Source organism: Dokdonia sp. Asnod2-E02, assembly GCF_045063915.1.
Lineage (GTDB): Bacteria > Bacteroidota > Bacteroidia > Flavobacteriales > Flavobacteriaceae > Dokdonia.
Genome location: NZ_JBEFNX010000005.1, coordinates 1,033,735 through 1,051,411 on the forward strand (window position 1 = coordinate 1,033,735; position 17,677 = coordinate 1,051,411).

Here is a 17,677-nt window from a genome sequence, read left to right on the forward strand (position 1 = left end):
CATATGACAGAAATACTAACATCAATATTTTTCATATTTGCCGTTATTGATCCCATAGGGACCATACCTGTTTACCTTGAGGCGACTAAAGAGTTTGACTTAAGGTATAAAAAGAAAATTGCCATAAGAGCCTCTGTTATGGCCTTTATGATTTTACTCTTTTTTATTGTTATAGGCCAGCTTATACTAGAGGGAATGTCTGTCTCGCTAGACGCATTTCAGATTTCTGGAGGTGTGATTTTATTTCTCTTTGCCCTTACTATGATTTTTGGTGATGGCAAGCCAGATCAAGAAAAAAATGGCATTACAGATTATAAACACGTTACTATATTTCCTATTGCGATACCCTCTATAGCTTCTCCGGGGGCTATAATGGCAGTTGTTTTACTCACAGATAATCATTTATATTCCATACAAGAGCAACTTATAACCACCGTGCTCGTACTCGTAGTTATAGGTCTCACTTGCTTGATCTTACTAGGCGCAAATAATTTACAAAAACGAATAGGCAATTATGGAATAACTGTCATAAGTAAGATTATGGGACTCATACTGGCAGCTTATGCAGTACAGAGTATTCTATCTGGGATAAGTCACTATTTTAGTAAGATTTAAACTAGTTGTACATACATATCAAGTATACATTACGTCGTGGCAGTGTGCGTTATGAAAACTCAACTTCTTAGTTAGGTTTTTTTCAATATCTCGACGGCACGCTACATCTCGCTAGATATGATGCTTTGTAAAAAGACTTAAAAAAGGGTGACAAATAGGTTGATTTCTTTAGGGTTGCATTTACGCTTTCGCGAAAGCGTTATCCTATCACTTTTAAACCATTAAGTAACTCCCGATAATAGTTGACTTTACTTATATAGTCATTTTAAAAGTTGATTTGTAAATTGTAATTATTAATCAAAAATCAAACTATTATGAAATTTAAAGCTATTTACTTTCTCGTATTAATTATCGTATTTGCTAGCTGTGATGATGATAATGTAAACTTAAGCAACATTTCAGATTCGGCTTCAAATGGAGCTGTAATAGAACTAGTAAGCACAACAAATAACACCATTTCTCAAGAAGATGCTCAGGGCTCACTAGAAGCGAGACTTGAATACAGGGATGATGAAAATGGCACATTGCTAGAAGAAATGAGAGTGTATGTAACTTACTACGACCTATCTGAGATGAGTGGTGACAGCACAGAAGCGCTTGTAGAACAAGAAATTCTTTTTGAGACAATCGCGGCTAGTAGCTTCATTGCTGGCGAAAACAGCTTCCCTGTTTATGACCTAGCAATTACAGCAGATCAATTTTTAAGTAACACAAATAATACATCTACCAGTATTGCTGCTGGTGATATCTTTACTACAAGATTTGAATTACTTCTTACAGATGGTCGTATTTTTTCTTCTACAAACACGGCTGTTAATGGAGGTCTTAACATAGACTTTATAATTAACACAGAGGTTAACTAGTAGTACTCTTCTTGTAAAAACCAAGTTCTATTCTAATTAACTACTTATCAAAGTAACTGCATACATAGTAGTATAAGCACCGTTTCCGATAAAAAGTTACATTGTGACGCAACCTTTCTACATCTTCAAGTCTATAATATGAAGAACAGAAAAAGATTGTTATGAATTTGAGAAACTCCTATTAGTATATTGATAGTTTAAGGTCTAAATATTGCCCCAAATGACCTTAAACTTTTAATATACACACACGTCAAACATCAAATCTCTTGGAACTAGAGAAGCTTTTAAAAAAATGTAAAAAGGGTGACCGTAAGGCACAACAATCTTTGTATAATTTATACAAAGACAGACTTTTTGCGCTTAGTATGAAGTACTGCAAAAACAGAGATGAGGCGCAAGATAATCTTCAAGATTCATTTGTAACCATATTTACAAAAATAGACTCATTTAAGAACGCAGGTTCTTTTGAAGGCTGGATGAAACGCATTGTAATAAATAAAGCAATAGATAGGTACAAAAGGAAACCATATTTAGAATCTATAGATGATCATCAGATTAAAGAAGATGATATTACCATAGATGAAGATAACATAACCGTACCATTACAAACCTTACTCACATTTGTACAAGAATTACCAGATCGCTATAGACTCGTATTTAACTTATACCAACTAGATAACTACACCCATAAGGAAATAGCAGCATCATTAAATATAAGCCAAGGCACGTCTAAATCTAATTTACACAGGGCCAAAATGATATTAAAAGAAAGAATAATAGCCTTAATGGCTGCTCAAAAAAATTCCATAGTTAATGGGAACTAAAAAAGACATAGGCAAACTCTTTAAGGAGCGTCTAGGTGGTATAGAGCAATCACCAGATGCTGGACTATGGGACAACATTGCCGCAGAACTTGACCAGACTAAAGGCCGTCGTATTGCCCCGTTCTGGTACTTTTTTGGAGGTGCTCTGGTCATAGGAGCTCTAAGCTTGCTCTGGTTTGCACAACCAGAAGTAACTAGTCAAAAGAAAAAGCCAGTACTGGTAAACAATACTATTATAAAACTTGACTCAGTAAGCAGTGCCTCTATTATAGACTCAAATACGGTAATAGCAAAAAGTGACAAAACAATTACTTCTAGTGATGCAATAAAGTCTTACAATTCACAACGAGTACAATCTAAAGAACAACTACAAAACTCTTTACAGAGCACAAACACAAAGCCGAAAGCTAATGAACAAATAGTGACATCCAGCACCTCTAAAGAAAACACAAACTACTCCCTAAGAGAGATTGAAGCGCTTAAAGTTAATAACAACAATCCTCAAACAAACAATGTAGTTTTAAATAAAACTAACAGCCCTTCACCATCTCTATCAAGCAAAGAAAACAAAGAGGCGCTTCTTAAATATCAAGAAAAAAGTAAACAAGCTACAGCCCTAGAAATTGCAGAACAAAGGAGACAAGCTGCGGCAGATATAGCAGCTTTGATAAAGAAAAAGGAAGATAGTCTTGACAATGCAGCAAAAATAATGCTAGCAAAAAACACTACAGAAACGAAAAAAGTAAACCTTCCTAAAACACAAGAAGAACGCACTCAAGATCGCAAACGTGCTACAGAGTATGAGATAGCAATATCTCCTTACACCAGTGTTTTAAACTATGGATCTGTGAGCAAAGGATCCTCTATAGATGATAGACTGGTAAATAATCCACGTGACGCAATATCTACCGTAGGGTATGGCGTGCGTGTAGACTATACTTTAAACGAAAGAACTAGCCTTAGGCTAGGTGTGGGTTATGCCCCTCTAAAATACCAAACAGAAAACTTTCAAGTATCTGTAACCGATGGAAACATTAATATATACGAACTTTCGGCTATTAATCTAGCGACGCTCAACGGAGGCAGTACTACAGAAACTTCACCAGAAGCTCAAAGTTTCTTTAATACAAATGATGTAGTATCTATAGAGCAAAATATCTCTTATATAGAAGTCCCTTTAGATTTTCAGTATAGGTTACTAAACAAGCGCTTAGCCTTAAGCGTAAGTCCTGGTGTAAGTCTCTTCGTTCTAAGCAACAATGAGATTTATGCAACTGCGACATCTGGAGAATCTGTCTTTGTAGGAAGAGAGACTAATCTTAATGGCTTAAGCCTTGCCTTTAACTTTGGTCTAGGAGGTCACTACAATATAAACGAGAAATGGCGCCTTAATGTTGAGCCCGTATTTAGATACCAACTCAACCCTTATTCTAATAACTTAAGCAATTTTAGACCTTACTACATAGGTGCTCAATTTGGGATGTCTTACAAGTTTTAAGACTCACATCATTACCGCAATGCTCTAGAAAAAAGGGTGACAAAAGGTCTTTTTTACGCTTTCGCGAAAGCGTAAACTCGCACATCTATATTCTCAACCGTTACTTAAGAAAGGTTCTATCTATTACAATTGCATACAAGAGGTATATACTTCATAGAACTCAAGAAGACTTATACTAGTTTACAAAAGTGTTATGCGTAGCAGGCGTTACTAAAAAAAGCCGCCTCTCGATTGAGAGGCGGCTTTATTAATGTATTACAAAGTGTAACTAGTACTAGTTACCTTTTGCATTGTTTTTAAACTTATCAAACTTACCTAGTTTCTTTGCTTTAGGCCAGCTGTTATTATCTGTATCAATATCTGCTGTTTCAAGATCTGGATCTACCGTTACTTTTACGATTTCCTTATCTGAAGCAATAGCTTTACTTACCTCTGCATCATTCTTTCTCCACACTTGTGCAGGATATGTTACCTTCTTTTTTGATCCATCTGCATACTCGTATTCTACGATGATAGGCATTGGGATTCCTCCTGGTTTTTCAAAAACCACTTTGTATAAATACTTAGGCGTTTTGATTTTTGCGCGCTGCTCTGGCGTAAAGTTATCCATAAGGTATTCTTTAAGGGTAGGTGATGCTTCTAGCATATCTTTACCTCTCATATCTTCTGTAAACTCTGGGCTATCTTCATCTACCACATAGATAGCTTCTATCTGGCTTGGGTCTGTAACGCCATAACGTGCTAGTAATGCTCTACCAGACTCTGTTACATTATCTGTAATGTAATATTGCTTTACTTCTTTAAGACCTATATCTACTGCTTCTGTACTGTAAAACCATCCTCTCCAGAACCAATCAAGATCTACTGCAGATGCATCTTCCATAGTACGGAAGAAATCTTCTGGTGAAGGGTGTTTAAACATCCAGCGTTGTGCATATGTCTTAAATGCGTGATCAAATAACTCGTGACCCATTACTGTCTCACGTAAGATGTTAAGTGCAGTTGCAGGCTTACCATATGCGTTTGCCCCTAAGTTAAAAGCATTTTCTGGGTTAGACATAATAGGAGCGATATACTCTTGGTTTCCTTTCATATATCCTACTATTTTAGAAGGTGCTCCTCTTCTTGATGGGTATGCATCATTTCCTTTTATAGCCTCTGGGAAGTTCTGACCAAACTCTTGCTCTGTAAGATATTGCATAAAGGTATCTAGACCTTCATCCATCCATCCCCACTGGCGCTCGTCACTGTTTACAATCATAGGGAAGTAGTTGTGACCTACCTCGTGTATAATTACTGAGATCATTCCAAACTTTGTTCTGTCACTGTACGTTCCATCTTCATTAGGACGACCGTAGTTCCAGCATATCATAGGGTACTCCATACCTTGACCTTTTGCGTGTACAGATATCGCTTTAGGGTAAGGGTAGTTAAAAGTATACTTTGAGTAGGTGTCTAATGTTTGTACAATTGCTTTTGTAGAGTACTCCTCCCATAATGGGTTACCTTCTGGTGGGTAAATAGAGATTGCCATTACATCACGCTCTGGAAACTTTACTGCCTGTGCATCCATTATGTAACGACGTGATGATGTAAATGCAAAGTCACGTACATTTTTTGCTCTAAGCTTCCACGTTTGTGTTGCTTTCATTTTTCCAGCGGCAATTTTTTCTGCCTCTGCTTGAGTACGGATGATTACTGGCTTATCATAAGATTTTTTTGCCTTTTCCCATCTCTTCATTTCTTCTTTGCTGTAAACGTCTTTTAGGTTTACAATCTCACCCGTACCATCAAGTAAGTGATCTTTAGGAACTGTGATATCTACTTCATAGTCTCCAAATGGTAGTGCAAACTCTCCGTTACCCCAGAACTGGTAGTTCTGCCATCCTTCTACATCATTATAAACTGCCATTCTTGGGAAGAACTGTGCGATGATATATCCTTTATTACCATCTTTATAAGTCTCATATCCAGATCTTGCACGATCTACGGTGTGCTCTGGTATAAGGTAACTCCACTTTATAGAAAATGTATAAGACTCGCCAGCTTTAAGAGGCTGTGGCATATCTATGCGCATCATAGTCCAGTTAATCGTGTGGTTAAGGTTACGACCGTTAGCTTTTACTTCTTGTATTTTAAAACCTCCGTCAAAAGGCTCACTCTTCATATATGATCCTACAAAAGAACCTGGCTGTGATACAGCACCTACTCCTCCACCATTTTTCTCTTTGGCTGGTGAGTCTTTCTCTCTTACGTTTTGATCAAGTTGTACCCATAGGTACTCAAGATCATCTGGTGAGTTGTTTTTATAAGTTATTGTTTCAAACCCATTGATGATGTGTGTATCATCGTTAAGTTCAATGGTCATTTTGTAATCTGCATTATTCTGGTAGTATGCGTGACCTGGCGCTCCAGAGGCTGTTCTGTACTGGTTAGGTGTAGACATTTCATTATAAAGTTGTCTAAACCTGTTTGTGTTTTCGTGCCCCATTGCACGCTCTTCTGTTTGTTCTTCTTGAGCAAAGGCGCTTGTGCCAAGAAGTAAAAATGCTGCGAGCAGCATATACGAGTAACGAATCATAAGTGTGTTGAATTAGTTTTAGCTCTAAAAATAGCCATCCTTAAGAGGCTTTAGGAATAATTTTTAAAATTTTAACAACCCTTTAGCATTTCCCATCGTGAGAAGGAAACTTTTCTTGTAATTTCCTATAGTAGTATGTACCATATTTTTTTGGTCTGGAAACAAATCCATAAGCAGCTGGTTATCTACCGCAAATGCGTTAACACTCTCAACATCTGTTATTTCCATATAACAAACCACGTAATCATCTTCATACTCTTTACCTAAAAATTGAAACTCTCTCTCTTCTCCATTTATGGTAATTACCAGTTTCTTTTGTAGGTATTTATTTAAGTATACATCTAGCTTTTCTTGATCTGCCGTTGCGTCTACCACAATAGTTTCGTCATAGCGTTCTTGGAGCACTGCTTCAAGGTCATCATAGAAAAGTCTGGTAATCATTTGTACAGACTTCTCATCTTGGTCATATGCAATATCTGTTACGCTTAAATAGTATTTGTGTAAGGAAGCTGCCATAAGTAATGGAGCGATTATAAATAATAAAAGGACTTTTTTCATAATGATTATAAATGGTGGGTTTACGCTTTCGCGAAAGCGTAATAAAAATTTTCAATAAACGTGCCAGTAGTTAATCTTGTGGGTTGAGTTTTTTATAATCTGCAGACTTTTTCATCATAAACTCAAGCAATCCCAAGACGTTATCTGTATCTACGAGCTCTTTTGCTTTTGGATCTTCAAAAGTATAATACACAAAATCTTCTATAGATTCTTTATTTATAGCTAGCTCATTCATATAAACACTGTCTGAGAAGCTGTGCCTACTTTCTTGTACAAGTTTTTCGAATCTAGATATTTCAATATGCTTTTTGAGCATTTTTAATCTTCCTGTTATAGAGTTTATGAGTCCATCTAGCGGGATGCCTCCCCCACTTGTTATAGCAGTATAATAACGACGCTCTTCTACCGTACGTGGCGGGGCTGTATTTTCTGGTATACCGAGATCTGTAGGTGTAATTTTTATCTCATACTCTGTAGTACCCACATCTTTTGATATATCACCAGTAAGGTCTATATTACTTATGGTTACTTGATCTAGCTCTGTTATTTTAGGAATTAAATACAATGTAATTCTCTCTCTGTTAAATATGGTGCTATTTACAACAAACTGCCTAGGCTCATACTGTACAGCACTCACATTTATGGTATCATTGAGACGTGCTTTAATTGTAAATTTTCCGTTTTTGGATGTGATCGTTCCCGTTCTTAATGTCATATTTACTACGGTAAGGTTTGCCTTATCTATAGTATCATTAAGCACTTGTCCCTCTAGCATAATGGCATCTTGAGAATACAATACTACAGATATAAAAAAAAGTAAACAGAAGCTTATATACTTACTCATCATTAGGAGGTTTATTTAATAAGACGCCTTCGTCCTCTTTTAGTTTCAAATATCCAGAAGATTTTAATAACATAAGGTCTAAAATTGCCATAGCATCTCCTTGATTTGATAGATGCACGGCTTTTTTATCTTCAAAAATATAGTATACAAAGTCTTCTATAAGGTGTTCTGGTATATTAAGAGACTTGATATAAGTACTGTCAGAAAATGTCTCGCGATTGCGTTCAACCATCATCTTAAACTTTGAAATTTTTAAGTGTTTTTTTAGCATTTTAGTACGCCCGCTTATTGCGTTTATGAGGGATCCCAGTGGCCCAGCCCCTGCGGTAGCTGCATATACTCTGCGTTCTTCTATAGTCATCGTAGGCTTTGCATTTTCTGGTATACCTAAAGACGTGGGAGAGATAAACTTTTTAAGCGGCACCGCCTTGAGATCCTTAGTCATATCACCTGTAAGGTCTATATTACTTATCACCACTTCATCTAACTCATTAAGCTTAGGCACAAGATACAAAGAGAGCTTCTTACGTTTATATATAACTGGAGTAATAATTATGCGCTTACTCTCATACTGTACAGCACTTATATTAAGCGTATCATTTACTCGTACTGATATTTCAAAAACCCCATCTAGATTAGTAACAGTGCCCGTACGCATATTAATATTTACCACTGTTATGGAAGCTATCTCAACACTATCATTAAGAACTCTACCTTCTAACACTGTATTATTTTGAGCAGTGAGTAAACTGCTCATAAATAATAGTATGGAAATTATATAGATGTAATGTCTTGCGATATTATTCTGTTTTATGTGTGTTGTAAAAATAGGTCAGCTCTTTAATCTGTAGGTTTAATGTTTTGTTAATTCACATATCCCTCATCAAGTTTGTATTTTTGAGTAAAGATTATCTATGTCAAAAAACATTATTGCCGCAAGCACCTCTACTATCTATGGAGACACCTACCTGGAGTATTTACTGCCAGAACTTAAAAAGTTATTTCATAACGTAACTGAGATTATATTCATACCGTATGCTAGACCTGGTGGTATTACCCACGACGACTATACAACGATTGCTCAAAAAGCCTTTGCAAAAATTAATATCTCTGTAAAAGGTCTCCATACTTATAAAGACGCAACAGAAGCGCTAAAGGTTGCCCAAGGCATATTTACTGGCGGAGGAAATACGTTTGTTCTAGTTAACCAGCTATACAAAATAGATGTAATGCATACGCTTAGAGATGTAATCTTAAACGGAACTCCCTATCTAGGCACAAGCGCTGGAAGTAATCTTTGTGGTCTCACTATGCAAACTACAAATGATATGCCCATTGCCTACCCTCCAAGTTTTAAAACATTGGGAGTATTACCTTTTAATGTAAACCCGCATTACCTAGATCCAGATACAGACTCTACACATATGGGTGAGACCCGAGAGACACGTATTAAAGAATACCACATTTACAATACAGTTCCAGTGTTAGGAATACGAGAAGGAAGCTGGATACGAGTAAAGGGTAAACAAATTACATTGCAGGGTGACCATACAGCTCGAGTATTTAAACAAGATAAAGAGCCTTATGAGATTGAGTCTTTGTCTACAATTAAACTATAAATTACGCTTTCGCGAAATAAAATAAAAAAAGCCCTGTATGACTACAGGGCTTTTTTTTTTGAGCGGGAGACCAGGTTCGAACTGGCGACATTCAGCTTGGAAGGCTGACGCTCTACCAACTGAGCTACTCCCGCATTTATTGAAGAACACTCTTCAAAAGGTAATTAGTAAATGGCTCAATAAACAAGCTCAAATACTAAAGCGAGGCAAAAATAAATCTTTTTAAGCGATACACAAGAAAAAAATTAAAAAATATTATTATACAACATTTTCAAAAATAACGCATTTCATCGATACAAATACGCACTTCATCTGAAACCGTCTGATTTACAGAGTCCTTATTTTAACTTTGAGCCTAGAATAAATTTTATTCTAAATTAGAACTAATAAGCTATGTACTACGTATGTATTTTTAACAAAAAATGTACAAGTAAATGCGTAAATTTCGCGACAATGAAATATAATAAAATTATGTTCCCTCAAATGAAAAAACTACTCACCCTTACAAGTTTTCTCATACTATCAATATCTGCAATAGGTCAGGTTAAGGTAGGTGATAATCCAAACACAATTAACGCGTCATCACTCCTAGAGCTCGAGAGCACAAACAAGGTTCTTGTTGCAACAAGAGTTAGCACTTCTCAGATGAACAGTATCTCTCCTCTTGCTGGAGGGCTTGTTTTTAATACAGATGAGAGCTGTTTTTATCAATATGATGGATCTAACTGGCTAAGTTTATGCCAGATGGCCTCTATGATAGTTGATAACGGCGATGGCACATACACTTATACAGATGCAAATGGCAATTCTCAAATCATAAACACTCAGGCATCTTCAAATCCTTATGATAACACAACATCAGGGCTTGTTGCGACAAATGTGCAAGACGCTATAGACGAAATTAATGCCGCAGCAGGAACAGTAGCTCTTGTTGATAACGGCGACGGTACTTACATTTTTACAGACGCAAGTGGAACAGCCACAACTATCGCAGATACTTCTATCTCCACTTTAGTAGATAACGGAGACGGAACGTACACATATACAGACGAAACAGGAGCAACACAAATTATAGACATCTCAGCTGAGGGTAATAGTTTTGACAATACAGGGACAGGTTTACTTTCTACGAATGTTCAAGATGCTATCGAAGAGATAAACGCTGCTATAGGAACAGTAGGCTTAATAGATAATGGCGATGGGACTTATCAATTTACAGATGCAAGTGGCACTACTATAACTATTTCTGACACCTCAATATCTACACTAGTAGACAATGGAGATGGAACATATACATATACAGATGAAACAGGAGCAACACAAATAATCGACACAAACGCTTCTGCAAATCCGTATGACAATTCAACATCTGGTTTAGTATCTACAAATGTTCAAGATGCTATAGATGAAATCTTAAACCAAATAAACTCCGTAAACGTAACACTTATAGATAATAATGACGGCACATATACTTTCACAGATGTTTTAGGAAATACAACAACTATCTCAGACACTTCTATCTCTACACTCGTTGACAACGCAGACGGAACATACACCTATACAGATGAAACGGGAGCAACACAAGTAATCGACACAAACGCTTCTGCAAATCCTTATGACAATTCAACGTCTGGATTAGCAGCAACAAACGTGCAAGACGCTATCGATGAAATCAACGCAGCGGCAGGAACAGTAGCGCTCGTAGATAACGGTGATGGGACATATGACTTCACAGACGCAAGCGGAACTACAACGACTATTGCAGATACTTCTATCTCGACACTCGTTGATAACGCAGACGGAACATACACCTATACAGATGAGACAGGAGCAACGCAGGTAATTGACACAAATGCTTCTTCAAATCCATATGACAACACAACTTCAGGGCTAGCAGCAACAAACGTTCAAGACGCAATTGATGAAATCAACGCAGCGGCTGGAACAGTAGCACTTGTAGATAATGGTGATGGAACATATGATTTCACAGACGCAAGCGGAACTACAACGACCATCGCAGATACTTCTATCTCGACACTCGTTGACAACGCAGACGGAACATACACCTACACAGATGAAACAGGAGCAACACAAGTGATCGACACAAACGCTTCTGCAAATCCTTATGATAATACAACTTCAGGGCTAGTAGCGACAAACGTTCAAGACGCAATTGATGAAATTAACGCAGCAGCTGGAACAGTAGCGCTAGTAGATAACGGTGACGGAACATACGACTTCACAGACGCAAGCGGAACTACAACGACCATCGCAGATACTTCTATCTCGACACTTGTTGACAACGCAGACGGAACATACACCTACACAGATGAAACGGGGGCTACACAAGTAATCGACACAAACGCTTCTGCAAATCCTTACGATAATACGACTTCAGGATTAGCAGCAACAAACGTTCAAGACGCTATTGATGAAATCAACGCAGCAGCTGGAACAGTAGCGCTCGTAGATAACGGCGATGGAACATATGATTTCACAGACGCAAGCGGAACTACAACGACCATCGCAGATACGTCTATCTCGACACTCGTAGACAACGCAGACGGAACATACACCTACACAGATGAAACAGGAGCAACGCAAGTAATCGACACAAACGCTTCTGCAAATCCTTATGACAATACAACTTCAGGGCTAGTAGCGACAAACGTGCAAGACGCAATTGATGAAATCAACGCAGCAGCTGGAACAGTAGCGCTCGTAGATAACGGCGATGGAACGTATGATTTCACAGACGCAAGCGGAACTACAACGACCATCGCAGATACGTCTATCTCGACACTCGTAGACAACGCAGACGGAACATACACCTACACAGATGAAACAGGAGCAACGCAAGTAATCGACACAAACGCTTCTGCAAATCCTTATGACAATACAACTTCAGGGCTAGTAGCGACAAACGTGCAAGACGCAATTGATGAAATCAACGCAGCAGCTGGAACAGTAGCGCTCGTAGATAACGGCGATGGAACGTATGATTTCACAGACGCAAGCGGAACTACAACGACCATCGCAGATACGTCTATCTCGACACTCGTAGACAACGCAGACGGAACATACACCTACACAGATGAAACAGGAGCAACGCAAGTAATCGACACAAACGCTTCTGCAAATCCTTATGACAATACAACTTCAGGGCTAGTAGCGACAAACGTGCAAGATGCTATAGATGAAATCAACGCAGCTGCAGGAACAGTAGCTCTTGTAGATAATGGTGATGGAACATATGATTTCACAGACGCAAGCGGAACTACAACGACTATCGCAGATACTTCTATCTCGACACTCGTTGACAACGCAGACGGAACATACACCTATACAGATGAGACAGGAGCAACACAAGTAATTGACACAAACGCTTCTGCAAATCCTTATGACAATACAACTTCTGGGTTAGCAGCAACAAACGTGCAAGACGCTATTGATGAAATCAACGCAGCAGCTGGAACAGTAGCGCTCGTAGATAACGGCGATGGAACATACGATTTTACAGACGCAAGCGGAACTACAACGACTATCGCAGATACGTCTATCTCGACACTTGTTGACAACGCAGACGGAACATACACCTACACAGATGAAACGGGAGCAACACAAATAATCGATACAAACGCTTCTGCAAATCCTTATGACAATTCAACATCTGGATTAGCAGCAACAAACGTTCAAGACGCCATCGACGAAATCAACGCAGCAGCAGGAACAGTAGCGCTCGTAGATAACGGTGACGGAACATATGATTTCACAGACGCAAGCGGAACTACAACGACTATCGCAGATACTTCTGTATCAACGCTTGTTGATAATGGCAACGGAACCTATGGTTATACCGATGAAACTGGAATAACCACAGTAATTGATACCAATGGCTTTAATATCACAAATACTGTAGCAGGCAATACAATTGCAACGGTTACTGACGCGGCAGGAAATGCAACAGATATTAATGAAACTGTAACAACATTTGCAGACGCAATGGACGGTTTAATCACATATACTGATGAAAATGGAGATCCACAAACAGTAGCTAAGTCAGATATCACAGATAATGAAAACGGAACTTACACATTTACTAATAATGATGGATCTGATGTAGTCATAAACACAAATGGGATAGTTGTTGCAGATATTAATGATGGAAAGGTTATTGCAACTATCACAGAAGCTGACGGAACACTAACTAATATAGAAGAAACAATAACTGAATTGGCAATCGCAGCAGGAGAACTAACCTACGCAAATGAAGATGCTACTAATGCTAATGTGAACCTGATATCAGCAGACGCAGATAACAACATCACTGCAGGAACAGATGGAGCATTGTTTGTAGATGTAACGGCTGAGCAAACAGTAACCGATGTTACAGATCTAAATGCTGCTGCAAGCACAAACCTGATTGGAACATATAACAATGAGGATGCTACTCCTTTTGCTATAGAAGAAACAGTAACGGAACTAGCAATCGCTGCAGGAGAACTTACATACGCAAACGAAGATGCTACAAATGCTAATGTAAACCTGATATCAGCAGACGCAGATAACAACATCACTGCAGGTGCAGACGGAGCATTGTTTGTAGATGTTTCAGAAGAAGAAACAGTAACGGAACTAGCAATCTCTGCAGGTGAACTTACATACGCAAACGAAGATGCTACAAATGCTAATGTGAATCTAATATCAACAGATGCAGATAACAACATCACTGCAGGTGCAGACGGAGCATTATTTGTAGATGTAACGGCTGAGCAAACAGTAACCGATGTTACAGATCTAAATGCTGCAGCAAACACAAACCTGATTGGAACATATAACAATGAGGATGCTACTCCTTTTGCTATAGAAGAAACAGTAACGGAACTAGCAATCGCTGCAGGGGAGCTTACTTACGCAAACGAAGATGCAACTAATGCTAATGTGAACCTAATATCAGCAGATGCAGATAACAACATCACTGCAGGTGCAGACGGAGCATTGTTTGTAGATGTTTCAGAAGAAGAAACAGTAACTGAATTAGCAATCGCTGCTGGTGAACTTACCTACGCAAATGAAGATGCAACTAATGCTAATGTGAACCTAATATCAGCAGATGCAGATAACAACATCACTGCAGGAACAGATGGAGCTTTATTTGTAGATGTAACGGCTGAACAAACAGTAACCGATGTTACAGATCTAAATGCTGCAGCAAACACAAACCTGATTGGAACTTATAACAATGAGGATGCTACTCCTTTTGCTATAGAAGAAACAGTAACGGAACTAGCAATCGCTGCAGGGGAGCTTACTTACGCAAACGAAGATGCAACTAATGCTAATGTGAACCTAATATCAGCAGATGCAGATAACAACATCACTGCAGGTGCAGACGGAGCATTGTTTGTAGATGTTTCAGAAGAAGAAACAGTAACTGAATTAGCAATCGCTGCTGGTGAACTTACCTACGCAAATGAAGATGCAACTAATGCTAATGTGAACCTAATATCAGCAGATGCAGATAACAACATCACTGCAGGAACAGATGGAGCTTTATTTGTAGATGTAACGGCTGAACAAACAGTAACCGATGTTACAGATCTAAATGCTGCAGCAAACACAAACCTGATTGGAACTTATAACAATGAGGATGCTACTCCTTTTGCTATAGAAGAAACAGTAACAGAACTAGCAATCGCAGCAGGAGAACTTACTTACGCAAACGAAGATGCTACAAATGCTAATGTGAACCTGATATCAGCAGACGCAGATAACAACATCACTGCAGGTGCAGACGGAGCATTGTTTGTAGATGTATCAGAAGAAGAAACAGTAACTGAATTAGCAATCGCAGCAGGAGAACTTACTTACGCAAACGAAGATGCTACAAATGCTAATGTGAATCTAATATCAACAGATGTAGATAACAACATAACTGCAGGTGCAGACGGAGCATTGTTTGTAGATGTTTCAGAAGAAGAAACAGTAACGGAATTAGCAATCGCTGCAGGAGAACTTACTTACGCAAACGAAGATGCTACAAATGCTAATGTAAACCTAATATCAGCAGACGCAGATAACAACATCACTGCAGGTGCAGACGGAGCATTGTTTGTAGATGTTTCAGAAGAAGAGACAGTGACGGAACTAGCAATCGCTGCTGGTGAACTTACCTACGCAAACGAAGATGCTACAAATGCTAATGTAAACCTAATATCAGCAGACGCAGATAACAATATCACTGCGGGTGCAGACGGAGCATTATTTGTAGATGTAACGGCTGAGGAGACAGTAACTGATATTACAGATCTAAATGCTGCAGCAAACACAAACCTGATTGGAACATATAACAATGAGGATGCTACTCCTTTTGCTATAGAAGAAACCGTAACTGAATTAGCAATCGCTGCAGGGGAGCTTACATACGCAAATGAAGATGCTACAAATGCTAATGTGAACCTGATATCAGCAGATGCAGATAACAACATTACTGCAGGTGCAGACGGAGCTTTATTTGTAGATGTTTCAGAAGAAGAAACAGTAACGGAACTAGCAATCGCTGCTGGGGAGCTTACCTACGCAAACGAAGATGCTACAAATGCTAATGTGAACCTAATATCAGCAGATGCTGATAACAACATAACTGCAGGAACGGACGGAGCATTATTTGTAGATGTATCAGAAGAAGAAACAGTGACGGAACTAGCAATCGCTGCAGGGGAACTTACTTACGCAAACGAAGATGCTACAAATGCTAATGTGAATTTGATATCAGCAGATACAGATAACAACATAACTGCAGGAACAGATGGAGCTTTATTTGTAGATGTATCAGAAGAAGAAACAGTGACGGAACTAGCAATCGCTGCAGGAGAACTTACTTACGCAAACGAAGATGCTACAAATGCCAATGTGAACCTGATATCAGCAGACGCAGATAACAACATCACTGCGGGTGCAGACGGAGCATTATTTATAGATGTTTCAGAAGAAGAAACAGTAACGGAACTAGCAATCGCAGCAGGAGAACTTACTTACGCAAACGAAGATGCTACAAATGCTAATGTGAACCTAATATCAGCAGATACTGATAACAACATCACCGCAGGAACAGACGGAGCATTATTTGTAGATGTAACAGCAGAGGAAACAGTTACTGATGTAACAGATTTAAACACTGCTACAAATACAAATCTTATTGGAACATATAACAATGAAGGTGCAACTCCTTTTGCTATTGAAGAGACAGTTACTTCACTAACCTTTGACGATACTACAAACGAGTTAGAGTTTATAGATGAAACTGGCACTCCAAACCCAATAGATTTAAGCTCACTAGAACATACAGGAACTGAAGGTTCTATTTTCTTTGCAGGAGCAGACGAAACTCCTACTGAAGATAATGACCAGTTATTTTGGGATGCTACAAATAATAGATTGGGAGTTGGTACTAATACACCAGATAACAAGCTACAAGTAACGGGAGCTATTCGTTCTGCAGGTTTTTTAAATTCTGATGGTAATGCTGGCGAACCTGCGTATAGATTTACAGATGACACAAATACAGGAATGTACAGTCCAGCAGCAGATGAAATAGGCTTTACAGTAGGAGGATTTGAAGCAATGAAAATCGATGAAGCAACAACCGGAAACACCGTTGTTATAATCAATCAGACCTTAGACTTAGACGGACCTGTACTAGACGAAAATGATTTACCTGGAACAGCAGGGCAAGTACTAACAGCTACTGCAACCGGCACAGAATGGGCAGATGCCGCAGCAGAGACAGTAACAACCTTTGTACAAGACGACACCCCTACTACAACAGATGCTACAGCAACAGGAGAAATTACTTATACTGATGAGGCTGGTAATCCTTTTACCGCTCAGGTTGTAAGTGCAGATGCAGATAATGCACTCTCTGTCGGAACAGATGGTGGAGCATTTATGGCAGTCGCTCCTGCGGTTTATTCAGTAGGAAAAGTGGGAGCTGCTGGTGGAGGAGCACTTTTTAATGCTACCGTAGTAAATACAGGTACAGGTACGTACCAAGTAACATTTACCACTGCACTACCAAATGCAAATTACATCATTCAGTTAAGCCAGCCAGGAAGAGCAGGCGCAGGAAATGATGATCCAGGTATATCATACTCAGGACAATCTGCAACTGGATTTATAGTTAATATTGGAGATAATGATAATGGTGGTTCTGATCGAGCATTCTTCAATTCAGAATTTATGTTTACTGTATTAACCATCCCAGGATTTTAAGGAC

The 17,677-nt window shown here is 38.7% G+C and carries 10 protein-coding genes and 1 tRNA gene; 6 read left to right on the forward strand and 5 right to left on the reverse strand.

What is annotated here, in order from left to right:
* Nucleotides 1-3: 3 nt before the first annotated feature.
* From ACJJVM_RS04680 to ACJJVM_RS04695, 4 genes are all read left to right on the forward strand, one after another.
* Nucleotides 4-615 carry a MarC family protein gene (locus ACJJVM_RS04680; RefSeq protein WP_035327511.1) on the forward strand — a complete coding sequence of 204 codons (612 nt, stop codon included), beginning with the start codon at nucleotides 4-6 and terminating at the stop codon, nucleotides 613-615.
* A 314-nt stretch (nucleotides 616-929) separates the two neighbouring features.
* On the forward strand, nucleotides 930-1,478 hold the full coding sequence (locus ACJJVM_RS04685; protein ID WP_405210945.1) for a hypothetical protein: 549 nt from the start codon (nucleotides 930-932) through the stop codon (nucleotides 1,476-1,478).
* Nucleotides 1,479-1,804: 326 nt separating this feature from the next.
* Complete coding sequence (locus tag ACJJVM_RS04690; protein ID WP_405212175.1) at nucleotides 1,805-2,302, forward strand: RNA polymerase sigma factor; 498 nt, start codon at nucleotides 1,805-1,807, stop codon at nucleotides 2,300-2,302.
* Nucleotides 2,292-3,800 carry a hypothetical protein gene (locus ACJJVM_RS04695; protein ID WP_405210946.1) on the forward strand — a complete coding sequence of 503 codons (1,509 nt, stop codon included), beginning with the start codon at nucleotides 2,292-2,294 and terminating at the stop codon, nucleotides 3,798-3,800. Before ACJJVM_RS04690 ends, ACJJVM_RS04695 begins: the two co-directional genes overlap by 11 nt.
* A 274-nt stretch (nucleotides 3,801-4,074) precedes the next feature.
* Here the strand turns inward: ACJJVM_RS04695 and ACJJVM_RS04700 are convergent, their stop codons facing one another.
* The 4 genes from ACJJVM_RS04700 to ACJJVM_RS04715 form a co-directional block, all read right to left on the reverse strand.
* Nucleotides 4,075-6,381: a M1 family metallopeptidase gene (locus ACJJVM_RS04700; protein WP_405210947.1), complete on the reverse strand. Its 2,307-nt coding sequence runs from the start codon at nucleotides 6,379-6,381 to the stop codon at nucleotides 4,075-4,077.
* Between the two features lie 63 nt (nucleotides 6,382-6,444).
* On the reverse strand, nucleotides 6,445-6,939 hold the full coding sequence (locus ACJJVM_RS04705) for a DUF6702 family protein (RefSeq protein WP_299147924.1): 495 nt from the start codon (nucleotides 6,937-6,939) through the stop codon (nucleotides 6,445-6,447).
* Between the two features lie 70 nt (nucleotides 6,940-7,009).
* Nucleotides 7,010-7,786: a hypothetical protein gene (locus ACJJVM_RS04710; RefSeq protein WP_405210948.1), complete on the reverse strand. Its 777-nt coding sequence runs from the start codon at nucleotides 7,784-7,786 to the stop codon at nucleotides 7,010-7,012.
* Complete coding sequence (locus ACJJVM_RS04715) at nucleotides 7,776-8,540, reverse strand: carboxypeptidase-like regulatory domain-containing protein (protein WP_405210949.1); 765 nt, start codon at nucleotides 8,538-8,540, stop codon at nucleotides 7,776-7,778. Before ACJJVM_RS04715 ends, ACJJVM_RS04710 begins: the two co-directional genes overlap by 11 nt.
* A gap of 157 nt (nucleotides 8,541-8,697) precedes the next feature.
* Between ACJJVM_RS04715 and pepE the strand changes: the two genes are divergently transcribed.
* A complete protein-coding gene (gene pepE / locus ACJJVM_RS04720; protein ID WP_299147918.1) occupies nucleotides 8,698-9,402 on the forward strand; it encodes a dipeptidase PepE in 705 nt (234 codons plus the stop codon).
* Nucleotides 9,403-9,463: 61 nt separating this feature from the next.
* Here the strand turns inward: pepE and ACJJVM_RS04725 are convergent.
* Nucleotides 9,464-9,536, reverse strand: a tRNA-Gly gene (locus ACJJVM_RS04725).
* Between the two features lie 319 nt (nucleotides 9,537-9,855).
* Between ACJJVM_RS04725 and ACJJVM_RS04730 the strand changes: the two genes are divergently transcribed.
* Nucleotides 9,856-17,673 (forward strand): beta strand repeat-containing protein, encoded by a 7,818-nt coding sequence (locus tag ACJJVM_RS04730; RefSeq protein WP_405210950.1) that lies wholly within the window; start codon nucleotides 9,856-9,858, stop codon nucleotides 17,671-17,673.
* Nucleotides 17,674-17,677: the final 4 nt, after the last annotated feature.

Excerpts from the sequence above, each read along its gene's own strand:
- pepE (WP_299147918.1), top strand. The coding sequence starts at position 8,698 with ATGTCAAAAAACATTATTGCCGCAAGCACCTCTACTATCTATGGAGAC.
- ACJJVM_RS04695 (WP_405210946.1), top strand. The coding sequence starts at position 2,292 with ATGGGAACTAAAAAAGACATAGGCAAACTCTTTAAGGAGCGTCTAGGT.
- ACJJVM_RS04710 (WP_405210948.1), bottom strand. The coding sequence starts at position 7,786 with ATGATGAGTAAGTATATAAGCTTCTGTTTACTTTTTTTTATATCTGTA.
- ACJJVM_RS04685 (WP_405210945.1), top strand. The coding sequence starts at position 930 with ATGAAATTTAAAGCTATTTACTTTCTCGTATTAATTATCGTATTTGCT.
- ACJJVM_RS04730 (WP_405210950.1), top strand. The coding sequence starts at position 9,856 with ATGAAATATAATAAAATTATGTTCCCTCAAATGAAAAAACTACTCACC.
- ACJJVM_RS04700 (WP_405210947.1), bottom strand. The coding sequence starts at position 6,381 with ATGATTCGTTACTCGTATATGCTGCTCGCAGCATTTTTACTTCTTGGC.
- ACJJVM_RS04680 (WP_035327511.1), top strand. The coding sequence starts at position 4 with ATGACAGAAATACTAACATCAATATTTTTCATATTTGCCGTTATTGAT.
- ACJJVM_RS04715 (WP_405210949.1), bottom strand. The coding sequence starts at position 8,540 with ATGAGCAGTTTACTCACTGCTCAAAATAATACAGTGTTAGAAGGTAGA.
- ACJJVM_RS04705 (WP_299147924.1), bottom strand. The coding sequence starts at position 6,939 with ATGAAAAAAGTCCTTTTATTATTTATAATCGCTCCATTACTTATGGCA.